The organism is Halomonas sp. H5, from assembly GCF_050613175.1.
GTDB classification, from domain to species: domain Bacteria; phylum Pseudomonadota; class Gammaproteobacteria; order Pseudomonadales; family Halomonadaceae; genus Bisbaumannia; species Bisbaumannia salifodinae.
This window is the reverse complement of sequence record NZ_CP192510.1, coordinates 453,969-476,110: the sequence shown is the minus strand read 5'-3', so window position 1 is coordinate 476,110 and position 22,142 is coordinate 453,969. Positions and strand designations below refer to the sequence as shown.

Genomic DNA, 22,142 nt, shown 5'->3' with positions numbered 1-22,142 from the left:
CGCCCATTGATAAAACTGGAATGATGTTCTAAATTATACTGGAACAGCATTCCAGCGAGGGCCCGATATGGCCAAGACACGACACGATTATGACCTGGTGGTGGTGGGCTCCGGTGCTGCCGGCCTCGCCGCCGCCGTCACCGCCGCCTACCACGGCCTCCGCGTGGTGGTGGTAGAGAAGGCCGAGACGCTGGGCGGCGCCACCGCCTGGTCCGGTGGCTGGATGTGGACACCGCTCAACCCGCTCGCCAAGGCGGCCGGCATCGACGAGGACCCGGAGACGGTGCGCACCTACCTGCGCCACGAGCTGGGCGAGCGCTATGATGCGGCGAAGATCGACGCCTTCCTCGACGCCGCCCCCGAGATGGTCGCCTTCTTCCACGACAAGACCGCCCTGCAGTTCGCCGACGGCAACGCCATCGCCGATATCCACGGCGACACCCCCGGGGCGGGCACCGGTGGCCGCTCGGTGATCGCCGCCCCCTTCGACGGCCGCGAGCTGGGACGTCACACCCTGAAGAAGCTGCGCAAGACCATGCCCGAGACCGCCTTCCTGGGCATGCCGATCCAGGCCGGAGCGGACCTCAAGGCATTTCTGACCGTCACCCGCTCGTTCAAGTCCTTCGCCCACGTCGCGAAGCGCTTTACCCGGCATCTCTATGATCTGGCCCGTTACGGCCGGGCCATGCAACTGGTCAACGGCGTGGCCCTGACCGGGCGCCTGGCCAAGTCCGCCGACGATCTGGGGGTCGAACTTCGCGTGGCCTCGCCGGCGACACGGCTGATCCGCGAGGGAGAGCGGGTCACCGGTGTGGTGGTGGAGACCCCGGACGGCGAAGTAACCCTCACCGCCCGGCGCGGCGTGGTGCTGGCCGCCGGCGGCTTTCCCTGGGACGTGGCCCGCCGCCGCGAGCTCTTCCCGCGCACGCCCAGCGGCCAGGAGCACTGGCCCCTGCCGCCCCCCTCCGCCAGCGGCGATGGCCTACTTCTCGGCGAATCCGTGGGCGGCGTGGTGGCCACCGACCTCTATTCGCCAGTGGCCTGGGCCCCGGTATCCCTGGTGCCCAAGGGCGATGGCCGCGTCGGCCACTTCCCGCATATCATCGATCGAGCCAAGCCTGGTGTGATCGGCGTACTGAGAAACGGCAGGCGTTTCGTCAACGAGGCCGGCGGCTACTACGATTACGTGGACGCCATGGTCAAGGCGGCGCCGGAGGGCGAGGAGGTCTGCTCCTGGCTGGTCTGCAGCCACCATTTCCAGCGCCGCTATGGCCTCGGCATCACCCGCCCCGCGCCGGTACCCTTCCGGCACTGGATCAGGAAGGGCTATCTCAAGGCGGGGCGCACCCTCGAGGAATTGGCCAGGAACTGTGGTATCGACCCGGACGGCCTCGCCGCTACCGTGGCCGGCTACAATGCGTACGCCGCTCAAGGCGAGGACCCCGAGTTCGGCCGTGGCTCCACCCTCTACAACCGCAAGAACGGCGATCCGGCCCATGGCCCCAACCCCTGTGTCGCGCCTCTGGACCGGGGGCCTTTCTACGCGGTGAAGGTGGTCCCCGGCTGCTTCGGCACCTTCGCCGGCCTCAAGACCAACGCACACGCCCAGGTACTCGATGGCACAGACGCGCCCATCGCCGGCCTCTATGCCGCCGGCACCGATATGGCCAGCATCATGGGCGGCCACTACCCAGCCGGCGGCATCAACCTCGGCCCAGCCATGACCTTCGGGCATATCGCCGGCCTGCATGCCGCCGGGAAACGCCAGGCCACCATTCCGACCGAGCCGCCCATCGACGACTCGGCGATCACAGGAGAGAGTGCATGAAATATTTCGAACTGATCACCTTCACCGTGCGCGTGGCGACCCACGGCAAGGCCATGGCGCGCATCCAGGAGGCCCTACAGGACGAAGTCGTCCAGGGCGAGCTGTTCGGCTGCTGGTATTCCGAACTGGGGCCACTGAACCAGGTCGCGGTGCTGCGCGGCTTCGACAGCCTGGAGAGTCGTCAGGCCGAGCGCGACCGCCTGCTGCTGGCCGGCGACCCGCTGGGCGTCGAGGAGTTCATGACCGACCTGCACATCGAGGACTACACCCTCTTTCCCTTCCTCGACGGCATCACCCCGGGTGACTTCGGCCCCTTCTACGAGCTGCGCGTCTACGACGTGCGCCCCTCGGGCCTCAAGGCCACCCTGGAGGGATGGGCAGACGCCGTGCCGCCGCGCACCACCGACGCCTACTCGCCGCTCGCCGCCGCCTTCTATGCTACCAACGGCAAGACCCCGCGCATCATGCACCTCTGGCCCTACCGTACCCTGGAGGAGCGCCTGGAGATCCGCACCCGTACCGTCGCCGACGGCGTCTGGCCGCCCAAGGGTGGGCCCGCCCAGCTGCTCGACATGCAGTCCACTGTCTATCTACCGGCCGATTTTTCGCCGCTGAAATGAGTCCCAGACCATGAGCCGACATCCCTACTCCCTGGCCGCCCTCACGGTACTGGAGCTGTCGCCGCCAGAGATGGTGGAGACCGCGGCCCGCGCCGGCTACGACCTGGTCGGCCTGCGCCCGATCCCGGCGACCCCTGAAGAGCCCACTTTCCCGCTGCTCACCGATGCCGGCCTGCTGCGTGATACCCGCCGCCGCATCCAGGACACCGGCATCAAGGTGGCCGACATCGAGATCCTGCGCCTCAAGCCCGAGACCCGGGTCCGCGATGACTTCGCCCGCTTCGTGGAGGTAGGCGCCGAGCTCGGCGCCAGCGATATCCTGGTGGCCGGCAACGACGACGACCCCGCGCGGCTAATCGACAACTTCGCCGCCCTCTGCGAGTTGGCCAAGCCCCACGGCCTGCACCCTCATCTGGAGTTCATGCCCTGGACCGCCGTGAAGAACCTCAATCAGGCGCGCCATATCGTCGGCACAGTGCGCGAGGCTGGCCATGACAATGCCTGTCTGCTGGTCGACGCCTTCCATCTGGATCGCTCCCGCAGCCAGTTGGAGGACCTGGCCAAGGTGCCCGCCGACTGGATGCGCTATGTGCAGCTGTGCGACGTACCCGGGCCGATCCCTTCCAGCATGGACGAGATCCTGCGCGAGGCCCGCGGCGAGCGGCGCTTCCCCGGCGACGGCCAGGCCGACCTCAAGGGATTGCTGAGCATCATTCCTCCCGATGTACCGCTTAGCCTGGAGATTCCCACCGAGGCCCTGCGCCGGCAGGGAGTCAGTGCTCTGGAACGAGCCTCCCTGGCCCTGGAGAAGGCCCGCGCCTTAGCCGGCGATTAAGGCGGACTCCCCGACCGCCCTCTCCCGGGCCTCAGCCACAATCGAGAAGGCCCCTCCTGCCAGGAGGGGCCTTCTGGCGCTGCGCGCCATGCCTGGCGCACCAAATAAAAACCCCGCGTCCAGACGCGGGGAATGATCAAGTCAGCAAGGCTGTCAGTAAAGAACCCAATGTCGTTGGTGCCCTATCCTCAGAAGCTGTAGATCAGGCTGCCCTGAAGCCGCCAGGCATCGCCACTGTCACCGGCGACGGTCTGGCGTTCGACGTGGGCCAGCTCGATACCATAGGAGACTCGTTGGACAGGCGACCAGATATAGTTGAAATGAATCAACTGCCGCTCCTCGTCCTGGGTGGCCACGTCCAGTCCCGCCGCTTCGGCGTCGTCCCAATCGGCGGTGACATAGGAGTAAGCCAGATTGACACTGCCGGGGCCGACCTGCTGACTGATGCCGGCGGTCCCGCCCCAACCAGAGAGACTCTCCAGGCGGTCACCATCGCGGTAGGCGGCGGGTGCCGGCGAGTTATTGAGGTAACTGCCGATGCCGTCACCACCGGCGACCAGAGCCCGAAGAGTGGTGCCCGGTGCGACCTCGACATTGCCGCCGGCGAACAGCCCCCAGCCATTGACGGAATCGTCACGCTCGCCGTCATCGAAAGTCACCTGGCGCAAGAGGGCGCCGGCCGCATAGTTGATAGCGCCTTCTCCCGACTCATAACGCAGCGTCAGATCCGGCAAGCTATCGCGGCGCTCACTCCCCTCATCAAGATAGGAGGTCCCCGATACCGCGCCGTTGGGAGCCTCCAGAGCCACATGGAAGTCTCCCAGGGAGTAGCGAATCTGCGCCTGGCGGTTGGCACCGGCGCGGCCGACCTGACCGGTGAAATCCAGAACCGGCGTATCACCGACGAAGGAACCGAAGTTAGTCCAGAGCTGGCCGGCGGTGATGCCATTCCAGGATCCATAGGCATGGCGCAGACGGAAACTACCACCGCCACTGCCGTAGAAGTCCCCCTCGACCACCGTCACCAGATCACCTTCGGCAGTGGGGGTAACGGTACGGACCCCCAGCCGACTCTGCCAGGCGTGCATTGAGGTATGCCCGCTGGAGCTGGCTTCCCCTCCCACCGCCAGATTGGCGAAGCCGATGGCATTTCCCAGGCCATCGGAACTCGCCTTGATGTCTCCCCGATCATAGGTCGCATCCAGCTTGGCATAGCCGTAAATCGAGGCGCTGGTATCCCCGACCTCGATCTCAAAGGCCGAGACGGTCGAGGCGACGGCAAGGCCGATCAGAGAGAGAGAACCTGCTGCTAAGCGCTTGCAATTGGTGATCTGCATAGTCTTCTCGGTTGTGATTATTCATTGAATCAAACGGCGTAATGGATACAGGCCCCCGACCGGTAGCGGGAGGATGACGGAGGCAGGCATTCGCATGACGAACCAATGTTCGCACTGACAAAATTAGAACAAAGTTCCTAAATCAGTCAATGCACCGAAAGTGTTCGCATGGCGAAAATAATAAAAATGATGTATATCAATGATTTGTATAAAATGCTGCGGTACGGGCTAGACTAAATAACTAGAACATCGTTCTGAAAATGTAGGGCCTGAGGGAGGGGCGACGGCAAGCCGCCACCCCAGAGGAGAGATAAGACACTCGTTCTCTCTTATGGCCGCGCGATGGAGAATTCCTCCGGCGAGCGCTCCAGCGATCCCGACTCGTACATCGCCCAGGCGGTGACCGACTGCCAGCGCTGCAGGTACTCCCGGGCCGCCTCGCCGGAGAGGTTCAGCGAGGTGGCCCCGACATTGTCCAGGAAGGCCTGGAACTCCTCGCTCTCCACGGCCTCGGCATAGGCCGCCTCGAGGATTGCCTTGATATGGTCGGGGGTATCCTGGTGCACATAAGCGCCCTTGAAGGAGCCATAGGGCATGTAGGGCTCGAGGTCCGGGATCAGCTCGGTGAGTGCCGGCATGTCCGGATAGGCTTCGAGTCGATTGGCATCGAGCACCGCCAGGGCCCGCAGGCGGCCGGAGTTAATGTATTCCCGGGTCGAGGAGAGGCTCGAGGGCATAAAGTCGATATGCCCCCCCTGCAGGGCCGTAATCCCCGGCCCCTCACCGGCGAAGGTGACGTGGCGCACATCGAAGTCGATCAGGCTGTCGATCAGCGCATGGGTGGTGGCGGCCAGGCTCGCCGCGCCCTGGTTACCCATGCGCAGCTCGCCGGGATTTTCCTGGATATGCGCGACCAGCTCCTCCATGGTCTGGAAGGGGCTGTCGGCCGGCACCACGAAGACCACGATATCCACGCTGGTCAGGTTCACCGGATGCAGGTCACCGTAGTCGAAGTCGGCCAGTCCCAGCACCGGGAACAGTTGCGGATTCTCGGCACCGTAGAGGACCTGGTAGCCGTCGGCGCGCTGGTTGAGCACATGATTGGTGCCGATCACGCCGGTACCGCCGGGGCGATTGGTGAGCACGATGGTAGTGTCGAGGATTTCCTCGACATGGGGCGTCAGGCCACGGGCGATCACGTCGGTAGAACCGCCGGCGCCCCACTGGATGGTCCCCTGGAGGTTACGTTCGGGGTAGTCGGCCAAGGAAGTCCCCGCCGTCAGCAGGGCAGCGGCGGAGAGGACAAGACGGGCAGTCGTGGGCGTTCTCATGGATTAAACCTCATATTGTGATTGTGTTGGGTCGGCGCAGCCGTGAGCGATCACGCCGCGCCAGCGCCTCCATGGCAGGTAGGTAATGACCGCCGTCCTCCCTGATTGGCGGCCTGGGGAGGATCAAGCCTGCAGGCTCGCCTCCGGGGCCCCCAAGGCACTCCAGCCGCCATCGGCCACCAGCACACTGCCGGTGACGAAGCTGGCCCGGGGCGATGCCAGGAAGGCAATCGCCTCTGCAATCTCCGTAGGGTCGGCCAGCCGTCCCATCGGGGTCCTGGCCTCCAGGGCCGTGGTGTCGATGGTGCCGCGCCGTTCCAGTTCCTCGATCAGGGCAGTACGCACATAGCCGGGCGCGATGGCATTCACGCGGACCCCGAGCCGGGCCCATTCACAGGCCATCGAGCGGGTCATGCCGAGGATTCCGGCCTTGGCCGCGGCGTAGGCGTTGCGGGTCGGGATACCTCCCAGCGCCGCGATGGAACTCAGGTTGACGATGGCGCCCTGTCCCCGTACCAGCATCTCGCCGGCGACCGCCTGGGTGACCAGGAAGGTGCCATGCAGATTCACCCGCAATACCCGCTCGAAGGCATCGGCCTGCTGTTCCAGGGTGGCGCCGGGCTGGTCGGCGACGCCGGCGTTGTTGATCAACACGTCAATACGCCCGAAGTCCGCCCTCACCCGCGCCACCAGGGCCCGCACCTGGGCCTCGTCGGTGATATCCACGCCCAGCCCCAGGTGTCCCGGGCCGAGCTCCGCGGCCCGAGCCGCGGCGGCCCGACCGTCGAGGTCGACGATCACCACATGAGGGATGTCTCGGGCGAGGCGCCGAGCGGTGGCCCAGCCGATGCCTCGGGCACCGCCGGTGACCAGGGCCACCGTGCTCATGGCGCCAGCCAGTCGTTGAGCCCATCGATGCCGCGGATCAGCTGCGTTTCCTGGGCCACGATCAGGTGGCCGGAGGCGGCCAGGTAGTCGGCGAAGGCGGGGTGCGAGTCGCGCGCCGCGCAGCGCCGCTCGTAGTCGGCCAGGGAATCGTAGCCCCATAGATGCACGAACTGGTTCTGGGGGCCCACCAGGCTGGTGTAGAAGCCCAGCGGGGTGCCCAGGGTCTCCTTGAGAATCGGCATCGCCAGGCGGTTGAACACCTCGACGAACTCGCCCATCTTGCGCGGGGCGATGGTGTAGACGCGGTAGTCAATCAGCGGCTTGATGGCCATGGGGCGTTTCCTCCACGTGCGGTTCTGCGGGCGCTCGGCGCGCCAGGTCGTCGTCGATGCCGGCGAGGTGACGGCCGGTGACATAGCCAAAGGTCATGATCGGCCCCAGGGTGATCCCCGCGGCGGGATAGCTGCCGCCCATGATGCTGCGCCGGTCGTTGCCCACCGCGTAGAGGCCCGCGAGGGGCTCGTCACCGCCATCCAGCACCCGGCCGTAGACGTCGGTCCGGATGCCATCGAAGGTGCCGAGGTCGCCCATGTAGACCTTGACGGCATAGAAGGGCCCCTGCTGGATCGGCGCCACGCAGGGATTGGGGCGGTGCTGGGGATCGGCCAGGTAGCGATTGAAGCTGGTAGTGCCGCGGCCGAACTGGCGATCTTCGCCGACCACGGCGCCCGTGTTGTATTCGTCGACGGTGTGCGCCAGCTGCTGCGGATCGACCTCGATCTGACGGGCCAACTCGGCCAGCGTCCTGCCACGTTTCAGGTACCCCTTGCGAATCAGGCCCCCGACCGGCATCGGTGCCGGCTTGACGTAGCCCAAGCCGTACTTGCTCAGGCAGGCCTGATCACAGATCAGCCACATATGGGTCCGTTCGCCCTGCCCGTGCGCGATCATGGCGGCGCCGACATCGTGGTAGGACTCGGATTCGTTGCAGAAGCGCCGCCCGTCCGAGCCGATGCCGATTACCCCCGGCTTGTAGCGGTCGAGCAGATGGGGAAACTTGCCGAACCCGCCACCCTTGCGCGGCACCAGGGAGGTGGGCATCCAGGCGGAAGTCTGGGGGAAGTCACAGCTCACCGATACGCCGAGCGCCTCGACCATGGCCAGGCCGTCGCCGGTGTTGCTCTCCGGCACCGGCGAGTGGTGCTCGCCACCCCGCCGGAGGTGCGGGTAGACCCGGCGGATACGCTCGAGATCCTGGGCGAAACCGCCACAGGCCAGCACCACGCCACGGCGTGCCGCGATCGTCACCTCGCGCCCCTCGATCACTGCCCGGGCGCCATGGATCCGCCCCTCGGTGTGCATCAGTTCGCGGGCCGTCGCCCCGGTATGGATCGGGATACCCAGGTCCAGGGCACTCTTGGCCAGGCGGGCGGCCAGGGCATTGCCGCTGGTCACGTTGACGCCGCGACGGTAGAGCGCGAGCTCCTTGAGGTGGATGGCCAGGCGCTTGATCACATAGCCGAAGGAGGTCAGCGACTTGGTGGCATTGAAGAAGTGCTTGAGGTCGGCATTGGAGGAGTTGAACATCATGCCGATGAAGGTGATGGTCTCGAGCGGCGGGCGCATGCGCCGCATCTCCTTGCCGAGTTCGCGCAGGTTGAAGGGTGCGGCCAAGATCGAGCGACCGATGTCGACGCCGCCCGGCCGGGTCGGGTGGTAATCGGGATAGAGGGTCGGCACGAACTGAACGGCGGTCTCTCGCTCGAAGAAGTCCACCATCTCCGGTCCCTTGTCGAGGAAGGCTTCGACCGCCTCGGCGTCGAAGAAGTTGCCGGCCTCGCCGCGCAGGTAGTCGCGGGCGGCCTCGCGTGAGTCACCGGGGTTCTGCGCCAGGCCATGATGATTGCCGGGAATCCACAGCACGCCGCCGGAGAAGGCGGTGGTGCCACCGAAGACCTCGGCCTTCTCGAGGACGATGACCTCGAGCCCTTGCCGAGCGGCAGTAATAGCGGTCGAGAGACCGCCGGCGCCGGCGCCGATCACCAGCACATCGCACTGGAGATCCGCACGGATCGCTTGTGTGTCGTGGGTCATGGGTAGCCCTCCTGGAGTGGGCGTTTCGAATAGGGAGATCAGTCGCCGGTGAAGCCGGGGCGTGGCACCCGATCCATCAACATGCAGGGCAGGCCGCCATCGACGCCGAGCTCGGCGCCGTTGACGTAACCGGCCCGCTCACTGAGCAGGAAGAGCACCGCGTTGGCGATGTCCTCGGGTTCGCCGATACGCCGACTGGCGGTGAAGGCTTCGCGCGCTTCAGTGACGCCGGGCCGCGCATAGAAGTCCGCCGATAGCTCGGTGCGGATCATCCCCGGAGAGACGGTATTGCTGCGCACGCCGAAGCCTCCCCACTCGGCGGCCAGCTGACGGGAGAGGATCGCCACCGCCGCCTTGCTCGGGCTATAGGCGCCGCTCCAGGTCTGGGGTTGGCTGGCCGAGACCGAGGCGATGTGCACGATGCTGCCACGCCCCTGGTCACGCATCGGCCGGCCGAAGGCCCGAGCGCACAACAGGTAGCCGGTAAGGTTCACCGCCAGCACCGCATTCCATTCGTCCAGCGGCACCTCGGCCAGCCCACCGGGGCGCAGGATGCCGGCCCCATTGACCAGCCCCTGGCAGGGCCCCAAGGCCTCCTCCACCGCTGCCGCGGCCTGCCACACTTGCGGCTCATCGGCGATATCACAGGCCAACGGTAGGCGCCGCCCGGGCAAGTCATCCAATTCCCGCGCCAGGGCCTCGCAGCCCGACAGGTTACGGTCCAGCAGGGCCACGTCGGCGCCGGCCTCGGCCAGGGCGCGGGCGATACCGGCGCCAATGCCACTGGCCGCGCCGGTGACTACCTGGACCGTACCGGCCAGGCCGAGCCAATCACCCGCTGTCGTCGTCTGTGCTGCCATCCGATGCCTCCTCTGATGGTGTCGGCGCCCCCGATGGGGCGCCTGATGGCGGTATATGACTTGTATTTTTCATTGGATAGGCAGGCGAAATAAGGCACATTACCCAACAAGAGTTGGATTATTTCTAACTACCTTCACTCTTTGGTCTAAGGCGAAGGAGCGGGTACCCAAAGGGGAGAGCGAGCATGATCGATGCCTTGGAACGGGCCGTGCCAGTCTTCAAACTGTACGGCGAGACCCAGCACTGGCCGACACCGGACCTGCTGCACTGCGAGCTGATCCGCGAGCGTAGCGGCCCCCACGACTGGCATATCCCACCCCATCGCCACGCCGACCTGATGCACCTGCTCTATATCCGCCGCGGCGCGGGCGAGCTGCATCTGGAGGGCGTCGGACACCCCATCGCCGCCCCCAGCGTGCTGGTGGTGCCGGCCATGGTGATCCACGGCTTCGATTTCGAGCGAGACACCGACGGCTATGCCATCACCCTGTCACGCCCCCTGATCGGCGAGCTCAGCGAGCGGCTCGGTGCCCAGGAGCAGGCCTTTTTCCAGCCGGCGCACTTCCCCCTGGCCGATCAGCCCGAGGCCGCCGCCATCGATGGTCTGGTCACCCAACTGCATGCGGAGTACCGTTACCCCGCGGCGGGACGCGAGCCGATGCTGCACGCCATGATCCAGGCCCTGGCGGTCCTGGTGGCACGCCGCGCCGAGCGGCGCCACATCCACCAGCGGCCCCATCGTGATAAGGGCTACACCCACCTGGTGCGCTACCAAGGGCTGGTGGAACAGCACTACCGAGAGCAGCCCTCGGTCGCCTCGCTGGCCGACCGGCTAGGCATCACCGGCACCTACCTCAATACCCTCTGCCAACGCCTGGCCGGCGTCAGTGCCCAACAGTTGCTCCACGAGCGGGTGATGCTCGAGGCCAAGCGACTGCTCACCTACACCCGCATGACGGTCAGCCAGGTAGCCGATGCCCTGGGCTTCTCGGAACCGGCCTACTTCACCCGCTTCTTCAAACGCCACACCGGGCTATCACCAAGGGCCTTCCGCGAACGCCGCGCCTAAGGCCGCCTGGGCCCCATGCTCCCTTTATCCCCCACTGCCTCGCCCCCTGAGAGCGCGACACGAAGCCGTCTCTCTCGTCCTGGAACGCCCGTCAGACAGGCCCAGGCTTAGGACTTCTCACAAAGTTGAACATCGTTCCATTAATGAATTATAGTCCACCGAAGCGACCTCCATCGCGAGGCGATGGAGCGGTATCTCTGACGATGCGAGAGGCAAGACGATGGCGGACACGATGACTTCACACTGGGATCACCAGGTCGATCTTCTGGTCTGCGGTGCAGGTGCCGGCGGCATGACGGCCGCCTTGAGTGGCGCCTTGCGCGGTCTCCAAGTGCTGCTCTGCGAGAAGACCGACAAGGTCGGGGGCCTCACCTCGACCTCAGGAGGCACCCTATGGATCCCCGGCACCCATCTCAGTGAGGAGGCCGGGGTGCCCGATACTGCCAAGGCCGCCGCCCGCTTCCTCGAGGCGGTGGTGGGTGACCGTGGAGGACAGGAGGTCCGCCAGGCCTTCCTCGAAGCGGGCCCGAGGGTGGTACAGGAACTCCAGTCCCGCACCGCCGTGGACCTGGTCGCGGCCCAGGCCCATCCGGATTACATCGGCAATGTCCCGGGCGAGGCCTATGGTGGTCGAGCCCTGGCACCACGCCCCTTCGATGGCCGGCGGCTCGGCAGGAAGGACTTCTCCCGTGTGCGTCCGCCACGGCGCGAGTTCATGGCGCTGGGTGGCATGATGGCGGCGCGTAACGAGGTCGATGCCCTGTTGCATCCCTTCGCCTCGCTGACCAACTTCCGCCTGGCCAGCAGGACGGTGCTGCGCTATGCCAGGGATCGGCTACGCTACCCCCGCGGCACCCGCCTGGTGATGGGCAATGCCCTGGCGGCCCAGCTGCTCTATAGCTTGCGTCAGGAAAAGGTGCCGTTGCACTTCGAGACGCGCCTGATCGAACTGATCAAGGCGGGTGACGCCGTGGTCGGCGCCGTAGTGGAGGGGCCCGAGGGCCGCCGCCGTATCCATGCCCGGCACGGCGTGATCCTGGCCACCGGCGGTATCGCCCATCACCCGAGGCTGCGCGAGCAACTCTATCCCGAGGCCGCTCGCCGCTACTGCCTGGCTCCCGAGAGCAACAGCGGCGATGGCGTGGCAGTGGCGCTGGCCGGTGGTGCGCACCTGGCCGAGGGACTGGACAGCCCCGGCCTGTGGATGCCCTGCTCGATCCTCCGACGCCGGGATGGAGAAACCCTGATGTGGCCGCATATCATCCTCGACCGGGCCAAGCCCGGCCTGATCGCGGTGAATAGCTCCGGGCGCCGTTTCGTCAACGAGTCGGACTCCTACCACGACTTCGTGATGGGTCTGCTACGTTGCGAGGAGCAACCAGCCGACAAGCCAGCCCACCTGATCTGCGACCGGGCCTTCCTGGAGAAATATCTTCTGGGCATGGTATTTCACGGCACCCGGCGACTCGCCCCCTACCTGAAGTCGGGCTACCTGATCGAGGCCGCCACGCCCGCCGCCCTGGCCGAGAAGATCGGCGTTGATCCGGTGACCCTTGCGCAGACCCTGAGCGACTACAATCGCGATGCCGAGCACGGCGAGGACCCGGCATTTGGCCGCGGTGGCAGCGCCATGAACCGCTTCAACGGCGACGCTGACAACACACCCAATCCCTGTGTGCGCCCCATCGGGCCAGGGCCCTACTACGCCATGGCGGTATGGCCGGCCGACCTGGCCAGCAGCGCCGGCCTGCAAGGCGACCAGGAAGGGCGCATCCTGGATTCCAAGGGCCAGCCGATTCCCGGGCTCTACGCCTGCGGCAATGACCTGGCCTCGATGTTTCGTGGCACCTACCCGGGGCCGGGTACCACCCTGGGGCCGGCCATGGTCATGGCCTGGCGGGCCGTCCAGCATGCGGCGGCCAAGGCGGAGCAGGCCGACGCCGGGCAAACGCCTCGTCCGGCCGCCGTCGAATAACCGTCCTGAGCAACCAGGCCCCTGGGTAATACCAGGGGCCTGGTTGGGCCTACAGCAAGAACGCCAGAGCGCTTAGTCCCGGGACGGCAGCCCCGGGATATGCGACATGATGGCACCGGCGAAGCCGCCATCCGCCAGGAGGTTCTGACCGGTCATATAGGCCGCCTCCCGGCCCAGCAGGAAGGCTACCACCCCGGCGATATGCGCCGGCTGGCCGATCTGATGCAGGGGAATCACCTGCTCGCGCCGCTCGACCACTTCCGGTTGCTGGTAGAGTTTGTCGGTGGCCGAGGTATGGATCATGCCCGGCGAGACGCTATTGACCCGAATGCCATCCACAGCCCACTCCAGGGCCAACTGCTGGGTAAGCATGATCAGCGCGGCCTTGCTGGTGGAGTAGGCCCCACTGCCGGGATGCGGCTGGACTCCCACCATGGAGGCGATATTCACCAGGCTGCCACGGCTCGCCTTGAGCACCGGATAGGCCGCCTTGGCCAACAGCCAGGGCCCCCGCACATTGATGTCATGGAGTCGCTCCCAATCGGCCCGCTCCAGCTCGGCCAGACGCCCAGGCGCCATCACGCCGACATTGGAGACCACGCCATCCAGGCCTCCGCAGAAGTCGACCGCCGCCTCCACCAGTCGCGCCGGGGTCTCGGGATCGGCCATGTCGCCGGCCACCGCCAGGGCTCGTGCGCCCCGAGCCTGCAACTCCTCGACGATGGCGGTGAGCTCCTCACCCTGGCGACTGGCGGTCAGTACCAGGCTGGGGGTGTCACCACGTTTCAGGGCATCCTCGGCCAGCTTGCGGGCAATCCCCGCACCGATGCCGCGGCTCGCGCCGGTGATCAGCACTCGCATGTTATCTCTCCTCGTGGGGTGGATTCGTGGTCGGAAGGGCAGAGGGGCCGCCCCGCCGCATGGTGCGCGGTGACATAGCCGAAGGTCATGGCCGGCCCCAGGGTGATCCCGCCACTGGGATAGCGACCGGCCATCACGCTGGCCATATCATTACCGGCGGCATAGAGCCCCGGGAGTGGCTCACCGGAGGCATCCAGCACGCGGCCATGCGCGTCCGCCGCCAGGCCAGCGAAGGTCCCCAGGCTACCGGGCAGTACCCTCACCGCGTAATAGGGCCCCCGCTCGATCGGCGCCACGCAGGGGTTGGGGGCCCGCTCTGGATCGCCCATGCCTCGCTGATAGGGGGTCTCGCCACGCCCGAAGGCCGGGTCCTCCCCGCGGCGGGCATGGCGATTGTAGGCCTCGAGGGTCGCCTGCAAGCCCGCGGCATCGATGCCGCAGGCCGCCGCCAGCTCGGTCGCCGTGCGCCCCCGCCGCAGGTAGCCATTGCGTAGCCAGGGCCCCTGCGGCAGCGGCGCCGGGCGCGACATGCCCAGCCCATAACGGCGCTGGAAGCGGTGATCACAGATCAGCCAGGCCTCCACCGGTTCGCCATCGGGCAGGGCGGCGAAGAGGCCGCGCATAAAGTCGTGGTAAGAGCCCGCCTCGTTGACGAAGCGCTCACCATGACGGGTGACGGCGATCAATCCCGGCTTGGCCCGGTCGATCAAATGAGGAAAGCGCCCGACGCTGCCATCGCGGCGCGGCACCAGGGACACCGGCGCCCAGGCGGCGTTGGAAAAATCGAAGCTCTGGACCCGCGCGCCCACCGCCTCGGCGAGGCGCAGGCCGTCACCGGTATTGGTCAGCGGCGCCGCCGAACGATGCGGCGTCCCGGCGGCGACATGGGGCAGTAGCTCGGCATGCCGGCGGGCGTCATGGGGAAAACCGCCGGCAGCCAATACCACCCCGCGTCGAGCGCGGACCCGGCGCTCGCCGTCTGGGGTAGCGATCAGCGCCCCGACGATGCGCCCCTGCTCCTCGATCAAGTGATGCGCAGGGCTCGACGGCAGCAACCTCACGCCGAGGTCCAGGGCACTCTTCAGCAGGCCGGCAACCAAAGCATTGCCGTTGACCAGTTGCATGCCGCGATGATGGATCGCCAAGTCGCGAAAGTGTCGCATCACTCGCCGGGCAACATGAACAAAGGAGACCGGCGAGCGTATCGCCTTGAGGAAGTGACCCAGGTCGGCACCGGAGGCGATGCCCATGCCCCACAGCGAGTGCAAGTCGAGGGGCGGCCGCAGCAAGCGAACCGCCTGCCCCAATCGGCGTCCGTCGAAGGGAGCGGCACACAACGAGCGCCCCCCCGTGCCGGCATGGCGCTGGTGGCCATGGAAGTCGGCCACCCGATTGCCATCGACGAACTCCAGCGCCGTATGGCGACGAAAGAACTCCACCATGGACGGCCCCTGGGCCAGAAACATCTCGACCCGGGCCGGATCGAAACTATCACCCAACTCCTCGCGTAGATAAGCCCGCGGAGCCGCCGACGGTTCCTCGATGCCCGCCTCCCGCGCCAGGGGGTTGCGAGGAATCCACAACCACCCCCCCGACCAGGCAGTGGTCCCCCCCAGCACGGGGGCTTTTTCGGCAACGATCACCTCGAGCCCCAGATAAGCCGCGGTTACCGCCGTGGAGAGCCCCCCCGCCCCCGAGCCAATCACCAGCAGGTCGCACTCCAGTGCTGAGGGAGGCAGGGTATGGGGCTCACGAGACATGGGATGACTCCTGGTTGATGGCCCCGCTATAGCTGCGAGGCAGTGGAGGGACGTCCAGCCCGCAGCAGACTAGACGCCGAGGTGGAGGCGGCGAGTTCATCGGCCACTTTGAGCAACTCGTCGCCGAGTGCCTGCATACGTTCTTCGGTGAAACGAATGCTGGGGCCGGCGATGCTCAGGGTACCCAGGGCCGGCTGGTTGGCACGCCGGACCGGGGTGGCCATGGCATTCATGCCAGGAGAGAAGGTCTCGACGGTCATACTGACCCCCCGCGTACGGGTTTCCCGCAGGGCCTCCAGCAACTCGGACACCGTGGTAGGTGCCTGGGGACCATACTCCTCGACATTGCCAAAGCCTTGCTCAGCGACCAGCTCAAGGGCCATCTCATCGCTGAGGGTGCTCAGCCAGGCGAGGCCAGAGGAACTACAGGACAGCTTGGCGACGGCACCCATATCGGGGTCGTAACGCAGCCCCCGGGTAGCCCCCTGAGCCTTGGCGACCCAGGTGAGACAGCGATCATCGACGACGGCCAGTCGCACCAACTCCCCACTGATCTCGGCCAGGCGGTCGAGCAGCGGCTGAGCCGCGTCGAGGATGCCCATCTCTCCGAGAAAACCGAGCCCGAGGGAGGTGAGCTTGGTGGTCAGCATGTAATCCCCCTGGTCACGCACTTGGCGAACATAACCATAGCGCACCAGGTCACTGAGCAGGCGGTGTGCCGCACTGCGGGGCATTCCCAATCGTTCGGCGATGGCGGCCAGGGGCAGGCCTTCGCCCTCCCGCGCCAGCAACTCAAGAATGCCCAGTGTTCTTTCCATCACACCAGCCATGGCGTCTCCCCTTTATGACAATGACAAGCCCATAGCTTGCCATCTCGTGATCGCCTTGTGGGAAGAATAGCGAATCAATCCACTACAGAATAATATACGATAGTTGAACTGTATTCCATTTTTGGATTTTGTTCTACTATGCTCCATGCATCACCAACCATCATGCCTACAGGACGATGCCCCGGATGATTCGACAACTCGATGGTGCGACCCGCCTTTACCTGATCCTTGGCGACCCTATCGCCCAGGTAAAGTCACCCCTCGGCGTGACCCAGGCCTTTCAGCAGCGTGGCCGCAACGCCCTGCTGGCACCGCTAAATATTGCCCCGGACGATCTCGATGACTTCCTGCGAGGCGTTCAGGCGGCCCGCAACCTGGACGGCATCATCATCACGGTCCCCCACAAGTTCGCCGCCCACGCCCATTGTGCCAGTGCCACCGAGCGGGCTGATTTCCTGGGTGCCGTGAACGTGATGCGCCGAAACGCAAGAGGAGGCTGGTACGGCGATCAGGTGGATGGGCTCGCCTATGTACAGGCCTTGCGCCAGAAGGGGTTCAATCCCCGCGGCCACCATGCCCTGCTGGCAGGGGCCGGCGGCGCCGGCTCAGCCATTGCCGAGGCACTGATCCGGGCAGGCGTCGCCTCCCTGGCGATACACGATGGCGATAGGGTGCGCCGCGACTCCCTGATCGAGCGCCTGGCGGCATTGAAGCTGGGAGAAGTCAGTATCGGATCCACCGATACGACTGGTTACGACCTGGTGATCAACGCCACTCCCTGCGGCATGATCGAAGGGGACCCGCTGCCGTTCGATACCAGCGGCCTGTCAAGCGACGCCATAGTGGGCGATGTCATCACTGCACCGGAGATTACGCCCTGGATCGCCACGGCCCGCGAACGAGGCTGTGCCAGCGTATTGGGGGTAGAGATGTTTGCCGCCGTACGCGACCTGATGGTGGATTTCCTGTTGGACGATACCAGCAGCCACTGAGTCAACAGGTGTCGATAGACCCTGTCACAACGACAACCCGCCGCTAAGCGGCGGCACCGACTCTCAAATCACAACAACAGTACCCAGAGGACACCATGACCAAACTTAAGCTTCTCCCACGCCTTACCGCCGGCCTGCTGGTCGCTGCCGGCACTCTACCCATGACCTCCCAGGCTGCCGCCGACTACCCCGAGCGGCGTATTGATGCCGTGGTCCCCTGGGGGGCCGGCGGCTCTACTGACAACATGGCCAGGAGCCTCACGCCACACGTTGAGGCAATCCTGGGGGCCGATATCGTCATCAATAATCTTCCCGGCGGCACCGGTGTGATCGGCACCAATATCGTGCTCAACCGCCCGGCCAACGGCCACTCCCTGCTTTACGGGGCCGAGAATGCCCAGCTCTACCCGGTCCTGGAGCTCGCCGACTTCGACTACGGTGCCATGCACCCGGTAAGCTTGATTGGGCAGGGCATTGTGTTGATCGTGGCCCCCGCCGAGAAAGAGTGGAATGACTTCGGCGATCTGCTCGCCGAGGCCCAGGCCACCCCAGGACAGCTGCTCATGGGCGACGCGGGTACCGGTGGCTTACCCAGTACCGTGCTGGCGATGATCAATGCCGTCGACGAGCTCGACGTACGCTCGGTGACCTTCGGCGGCGACGGTCCTGCCATCACCGCCCTGCTCGGCAACCACCTCGACTTCATGCCCATGGCCCTGGCCTCGGCCCAGGAACAGATCCGCGCCGGCCACCTCAAGGCACTGGCGGTTCTAAGCACCGAGCCCGTCGAGCAGCTCCCCGATGTCCCGCTAATCACCGAGTTCCTGCCGGAGATGGAAGGTTTCCTGCCCTGGGGGCCTTTCTGGGGCGCCTATGTTCACCAGGACACCCCCGATGATATCAAGGCCACCCTGGAGACCGCCTACGAAGAGGCCATCGCCGACGACGACTTCCAGGCCTTCCTGACCCGCAACGGTGCCACCCCGCTCAATCTTCAGGGAGCGGAGGCCGAAGAATTTCTTAACCGCTGGCAGTCGGTGACCGCCTGGGCCATGGAGGATGCCGGCTCGGCCAGGGTCTCACCGGAAGCACTGGGCATTCCACGCCTCTGAAGATACCCCAGAGCCCCCCAGCACAATGCCAGCGGCTAAGCCGCTGGCATTGTCATATCGGCGGATGTCGCAACCGACTTTAAGCCAGCCCCCGCGCACGGCTAGAACAGTACCACCACCTGGCAGTGCAAAAGGCCCGCCATAAGGCGGGCCGGAGAGAACAGCGGGGCACTGGGCGGTTCAGGCCTCGTTGGCGGCCTTGATCAGCGCCTCCAGGGCCGCCTGGTAGCCCTGGGTGCCGAGACCGGCGATCACGCCATCGGCGCGCAGCGAGACGTAGGAGTGGTGGCGAAAACTCTCGCGCTTGTGCACGTTGGAGATATGCACCTCGATGACCTTGCCCTCGAAGGCATTGAGGGCATCGAGAATCGCTACCGACGTATGGGTATAGGCCGCCGGATTGATGATGATCGCCTGGGTCCCGTCGAGGCGGGCGGCATGGATGAGATCGATCAGCTCGCCCTCGTGGTTACTTTGCCGGCAGTGGATGTCCCAACCGGCCAGAGTTGCCTTCTCGCGCAGGGCATTGTCGACGTCGTTCAGGGTCTCGTGGCCATAGATCTCCGGCTGGCGGGTCCCCAGGAGGTTGAGGTTGGGCCCATGCAGGACCAGTACCTTGCCCTGGCTCATGCGTCGTTCTCCTTCAGCAGTTCGCGGCGGTAGTGGGCGAAGAGGGTCGCCGCCTGCGCCTCGGCGGCGGCGCGCTTGGCCTCATCCTCGCAGAACCGCTTGAAGGCATCGACGCCCTGGAAGACGAACAGGCTGACACCACTCACCACCGCCGCGTCGACGGCCTTGGCGGCGGCGACGAGCTCGGTGACCGCCGGCACATAGACCGCATCGAAGATCCAGTGATGGGCCGCCACCAGTTCCTTGGGCAACGGGCAACCGGGACTCTTCTCGTGACCGATGGGGGTGCAATTGACCAGGCCGTCGCAGCTCGGCACCGTCTCGGCCACTTGCTCGGGGGTGATGGTGGAGGCGGCAAACCCCTGGGCCTTGAGTTCCTCGGCCAGCTGGCGCGACTTGGCCGCATCCAGGTCCATCAGGATCACCTCGCTGGCGCCGAGCTTGCCGAGCCCGAAGGCCACCGCCTTGCCCACGCCCCCGGTCCCGAGCAGCAGCACCCGGCCCGGCTTCCTCTCGCCCAGGGTCGCGCGGAAGCCGCTCATAAAGCCGGTGAAGTCGGTGTTATCGGCGACGATCTCGTCCCCCTCGAAGACCAGAGTATTGGCCGCCCCCACCATGCGCGCGCCTTCCGAGAGGCGGGTGGCCAGCCTGACGGCCTCCTCCTTCCAGGGGTAGGTGACGTTGACGCCGCGATAGCCCTCGCCGATCACCTGGCGCACCTGCGCCTCCAGGGAGGCGATGGGCTGCTCATTGGCATCGAAGAGGTCATAGCTGGTGGGAATGCCGGTCAGCTCGCCGAGCCGCCTGTGCAGGTCGGGCGAGCTGGAGTTCATGATGGCCTTGCCGATCAAACCTAACTTCATGGAAATATCTCCTGAACGGTACAAGGACTCGGAGCCACCACGACACAGCGCGGCACCGAACCGTCGACGGAATGCCGAAAGCGGCCGGCCTCAGCCGGCCTTGGCCTGGGCAGCGAGCCGGATACCGGCGTTGGCCTCGCCGAACTGTTGGTAGTTGCCGCGCCGCTCGACGATCTCGAAGAAGAAGCGCCCCGAGAAGGTCTCGGTATAGGCATGCAGGAAGTCGCCATCATCGTTGCGGTCGAAGAGGATATTGCGCGAGCGCAGGGCCTCGAGCAGGGCCTCATCGAGGCCGTAACGCGCCTCCAGGTCATCATAATAGTTCCGGGGAATCTTCAGCAGCGGCAGGCCTCGGGCCTGAAGCTCATCCACGGTGGCGAAGATATCGCGGCTCTCGAAGGCGATCTGCTGTACGCCGCCGCGGAATTCGCTGAGGAAACGCCCCGGTTGGGTCTCCTGAGCCTGGGAAACGGTGAGCGGCAGGCGGATGCTGCGGTCCGGGCTCACCACCGCCTGGCTGATCATCATGCCGCGGGGGTCGACGATCTCGTTCTCGGTCTCGGCGGCGAAGCCGAACACGGTGCGATGAAACAGCTGCCAGCTCAACAACTGGGTGGCCGGCAGCACATAGGAGAGGTGGTCGATGCGCACCAGGCCCGCTTCGTCGCGACTGGCCTGATCGAAGAGTTCGAAATCGGTACGCCACTGCAGATCGTCGGCGGCCTCCTCGTCCACCAGGTAGACCAGGCTGCCCTCGATACCGCGCAGCGCCGGAATCTCCATCTCGCCCTCGCCCACCTGGCCGCGATAGAGCGGCGCCTTGAAGGCCCGCGCCCGGGCCAGAGCCTGTGCCACATCGTCGACCCGGAACCCCACGGCACACACCGAGGTGCCGTGCAGCAGACGGAAGGTATGGGCGAAACTGTCGGTCTCGAAATTGAGCACCAGGTGGATCTCACCCTGCTTCCATAGCTCGACGTTCTTGGAGCGATGCCGGCCCACATGGCGAAAGCCCAGGGCATCGATGAACTCGCCCAGGGGCGCGGCGCTCTCCTCGTCGAGGGTAAACTCGATAAAGTGGATGCCGTGATAGCGGGGCGTTGGCGGCAACTCGACCGCCCAGGGGCCATTCTCCACCAGGCTTTCGAGCCAGATCAGCGAACGCAGGCCGTCGAGGGCGGTGATCTCGGTAGGGGCGGCGCGGAAGGCGTCGCTGAAGATCTCCAGCGACAGAGGGCCGTCATAGCCCGACTTGGCCAGCTCGGCCATAAAGGCCGCCAGCGGCAAGCGCCCCTGGCCAGGGAAGCAGCGGAAGTGACGGCTCCACTGCAGGATATCCATGTCCAGCAGCGGCGCGTCGGCCACCTGGACGAAGAAGATCTTCTCCCTGGGAATCTTGCCGATGGCGGAGAGATCATGGCCCCGGGAGAGGATATGAAAGCTGTCGAGGACCACCCCCAGGTTGGGATGGTCGACGCGGCGAACCACCTCCCATGCATCCCGATAGTCGGAGATGTGGCGTCCCCAGGCCAGGGCTTCGAAGCCCACTCGGATATTGCGCTTGGCGGCGCGTTCGGCCAACTCGCGCAAGTCTGCCACCGCCCGCTCCATGTCACCGACGGCCTGTGGCGAGACATTGCTGCATACCAACAGAAAGTCGGTACCCAACTGTTCCATCAGGTCGAACTTGCGCTCGGCCCGCTGCAGGTTGCGGCTGCGTTGGGGTTCGGGCATCGCCTCGAAGTCACGAAACGGCTGGAAGGCGACGATCGCGAGGCCGAGGCGCTCGCAGAGACTACGTACCTCCTCGGGGGAACCATCGAAGGAGAGCAGGTCGTTTTCGAAGATCTCCACGCCATCGAAACCCGCACGGGCGATGGCCTCCAGCTTGGTTCTGAGGTCGCCGCTCAGGCAAACCGTGGCAATGGCACGCATCTTGATCCTCTTCTCGGCCCCGGGCTCAGCGAATGGCCTGGGGCTCTGTCGGTACTCGGGGCACGACACCGAATCACTCGGCTATAGAATAGAACACAGTTTTAATGTTCGCATAGCGTTCTTTAGTTCGCAACTCAAGGGAGCGTCGAGACGCGCCGGAAATTCTTCGATTGCGCGCCATACTGACTGGGTGGGACAAGGACTACCACCGGTATGGCTCGAGCCCCCATAAGTCTCTCGTTGAGGCCGTTGGTCCACCTCCATTGCTCGTATTCAACCTTCGTCGCAGATGGCATCGCGAGCATTGACACTATTAGAAGC

The 22,142-nt window shown here is 65.6% G+C and carries 19 protein-coding genes; 7 read left to right on the top strand and 12 right to left on the bottom strand.

Translation table 11 applies throughout. The features are described from left to right. The first annotated feature begins 67 nt into the window (after positions 1–67). The 3 genes from ACQ1W9_RS02210 to ACQ1W9_RS02200 are packed head-to-tail and all read left to right on the top strand — an operon-like array spanning position 68 to position 3,283. Positions 68–1,828 (top strand): FAD-dependent oxidoreductase, encoded by a 1,761-nt coding sequence (locus ACQ1W9_RS02210; RefSeq protein ID WP_431025109.1) that lies wholly within the window; start codon positions 68–70, stop codon positions 1,826–1,828. Then, positions 1,825–2,448 (top strand): NIPSNAP family protein, encoded by a 624-nt coding sequence (locus ACQ1W9_RS02205; RefSeq protein WP_431025108.1) that lies wholly within the window; start codon positions 1,825–1,827, stop codon positions 2,446–2,448. The genes ACQ1W9_RS02210 and ACQ1W9_RS02205 overlap by 4 nt, the downstream gene beginning before the upstream one ends. A gap of 10 nt (positions 2,449–2,458) precedes the next feature. Then, complete coding sequence (locus ACQ1W9_RS02200) at positions 2,459–3,283, top strand: sugar phosphate isomerase/epimerase family protein (protein ID WP_431025107.1); 825 nt, start codon at positions 2,459–2,461, stop codon at positions 3,281–3,283. Between the two features lie 188 nt (positions 3,284–3,471). Here the strand turns inward: ACQ1W9_RS02200 and ACQ1W9_RS02195 are convergent, their stop codons facing one another. The 6 genes from ACQ1W9_RS02195 to ACQ1W9_RS02170 all read right to left on the bottom strand — a co-directional run bounded on the left by ACQ1W9_RS02195 (position 3,472) and on the right by ACQ1W9_RS02170 (position 9,793). Then, on the bottom strand, positions 3,472–4,620 hold the full coding sequence (locus tag ACQ1W9_RS02195; RefSeq protein WP_431025106.1) for a DcaP family trimeric outer membrane transporter: 1,149 nt from the start codon (positions 4,618–4,620) through the stop codon (positions 3,472–3,474). A gap of 329 nt (positions 4,621–4,949) precedes the next feature. Then, entirely contained in the window at positions 4,950–5,951 is a 1,002-nt protein-coding gene (locus ACQ1W9_RS02190; RefSeq protein ID WP_431025105.1) for a tripartite tricarboxylate transporter substrate binding protein, read from the bottom strand. A gap of 123 nt (positions 5,952–6,074) precedes the next feature. Further along, entirely contained in the window at positions 6,075–6,839 is a 765-nt protein-coding gene (locus tag ACQ1W9_RS02185; protein WP_431025104.1) for an SDR family NAD(P)-dependent oxidoreductase, read from the bottom strand. Then, entirely contained in the window at positions 6,836–7,171 is a 336-nt protein-coding gene (locus tag ACQ1W9_RS02180; protein ID WP_431025103.1) for an NIPSNAP family protein, read from the bottom strand. Before ACQ1W9_RS02180 ends, ACQ1W9_RS02185 begins: the two co-directional genes overlap by 4 nt. Then, positions 7,149–8,933: an FAD-dependent oxidoreductase gene (locus ACQ1W9_RS02175; RefSeq protein ID WP_431025102.1), complete on the bottom strand. Its 1,785-nt coding sequence runs from the start codon at positions 8,931–8,933 to the stop codon at positions 7,149–7,151. The genes ACQ1W9_RS02180 and ACQ1W9_RS02175 overlap by 23 nt, the downstream gene beginning before the upstream one ends. 38 nt (positions 8,934–8,971) lie before the next feature. Beyond that, positions 8,972–9,793: an SDR family NAD(P)-dependent oxidoreductase gene (locus ACQ1W9_RS02170; RefSeq protein WP_431025101.1), complete on the bottom strand. Its 822-nt coding sequence runs from the start codon at positions 9,791–9,793 to the stop codon at positions 8,972–8,974. A gap of 185 nt (positions 9,794–9,978) precedes the next feature. On the opposite strand from ACQ1W9_RS02170, the gene ACQ1W9_RS02165 reads away from it, so the two are divergent. Both ACQ1W9_RS02165 and ACQ1W9_RS02160 read left to right on the top strand, forming a co-directional pair. After that, positions 9,979–10,863, top strand: coding sequence for a helix-turn-helix domain-containing protein (locus ACQ1W9_RS02165; RefSeq protein WP_431025100.1), 885 nt, complete (start codon positions 9,979–9,981; stop codon positions 10,861–10,863). A 232-nt stretch (positions 10,864–11,095) separates the two neighbouring features. Beyond that, positions 11,096–12,838, top strand: a complete 1,743-nt coding sequence (locus tag ACQ1W9_RS02160) for an FAD-binding protein (protein ID WP_431025099.1) — start codon at positions 11,096–11,098, stop codon at positions 12,836–12,838. Positions 12,839–12,910: 72 nt separating this feature from the next. Here the strand turns inward: ACQ1W9_RS02160 and ACQ1W9_RS02155 are convergent, their stop codons facing one another. Genes ACQ1W9_RS02155 through ACQ1W9_RS02145 form a run of 3 tightly spaced genes read right to left on the bottom strand, consistent with a single transcriptional unit; the run spans position 12,911 to position 16,289 of the window. Beyond that, the gene (locus tag ACQ1W9_RS02155) at positions 12,911–13,699 is read right to left on the bottom strand and encodes an SDR family NAD(P)-dependent oxidoreductase (RefSeq protein ID WP_431025098.1); all 789 of its coding nucleotides are present in this window, start codon (positions 13,697–13,699) and stop codon (positions 12,911–12,913) included. Beyond that, positions 13,687–15,459: an FAD-dependent oxidoreductase gene (locus ACQ1W9_RS02150; protein ID WP_431025097.1), complete on the bottom strand. Its 1,773-nt coding sequence runs from the start codon at positions 15,457–15,459 to the stop codon at positions 13,687–13,689. The genes ACQ1W9_RS02155 and ACQ1W9_RS02150 overlap by 13 nt, the downstream gene beginning before the upstream one ends. Before the next feature lie 26 nt (positions 15,460–15,485). Continuing rightward, entirely contained in the window at positions 15,486–16,289 is an 804-nt protein-coding gene (locus ACQ1W9_RS02145) for an IclR family transcriptional regulator (protein WP_431025096.1), read from the bottom strand. 185 nt (positions 16,290–16,474) lie between these two features. On the opposite strand from ACQ1W9_RS02145, the gene ACQ1W9_RS02140 reads away from it, so the two are divergent. Beyond that, complete coding sequence (locus ACQ1W9_RS02140; protein WP_431025095.1) at positions 16,475–17,281, top strand: shikimate dehydrogenase family protein; 807 nt, start codon at positions 16,475–16,477, stop codon at positions 17,279–17,281. A 95-nt stretch (positions 17,282–17,376) separates the two neighbouring features. Further along, positions 17,377–18,393: a Bug family tripartite tricarboxylate transporter substrate binding protein gene (locus ACQ1W9_RS02135; RefSeq protein ID WP_431025094.1), complete on the top strand. Its 1,017-nt coding sequence runs from the start codon at positions 17,377–17,379 to the stop codon at positions 18,391–18,393. Between the two features lie 180 nt (positions 18,394–18,573). Here ACQ1W9_RS02135 and aroQ read toward each other — a convergent pair whose 3' ends face one another. From aroQ to ACQ1W9_RS02120, 3 genes are all read right to left on the bottom strand, one after another. Next, a complete protein-coding gene (gene aroQ, locus ACQ1W9_RS02130) occupies positions 18,574–19,023 on the bottom strand; it encodes a type II 3-dehydroquinate dehydratase (RefSeq protein ID WP_431025093.1) in 450 nt (149 codons plus the stop codon). After that, a complete protein-coding gene (locus tag ACQ1W9_RS02125) occupies positions 19,020–19,886 on the bottom strand; it encodes a shikimate dehydrogenase family protein (protein ID WP_431025092.1) in 867 nt (288 codons plus the stop codon). The genes aroQ and ACQ1W9_RS02125 overlap by 4 nt, the downstream gene beginning before the upstream one ends. A gap of 90 nt (positions 19,887–19,976) precedes the next feature. Further along, on the bottom strand, positions 19,977–21,821 hold the full coding sequence (locus ACQ1W9_RS02120; RefSeq protein ID WP_431025091.1) for a bifunctional sugar phosphate isomerase/epimerase/4-hydroxyphenylpyruvate dioxygenase family protein: 1,845 nt from the start codon (positions 21,819–21,821) through the stop codon (positions 19,977–19,979). Between the last annotated feature and the right edge of the window lie 321 nt (positions 21,822–22,142).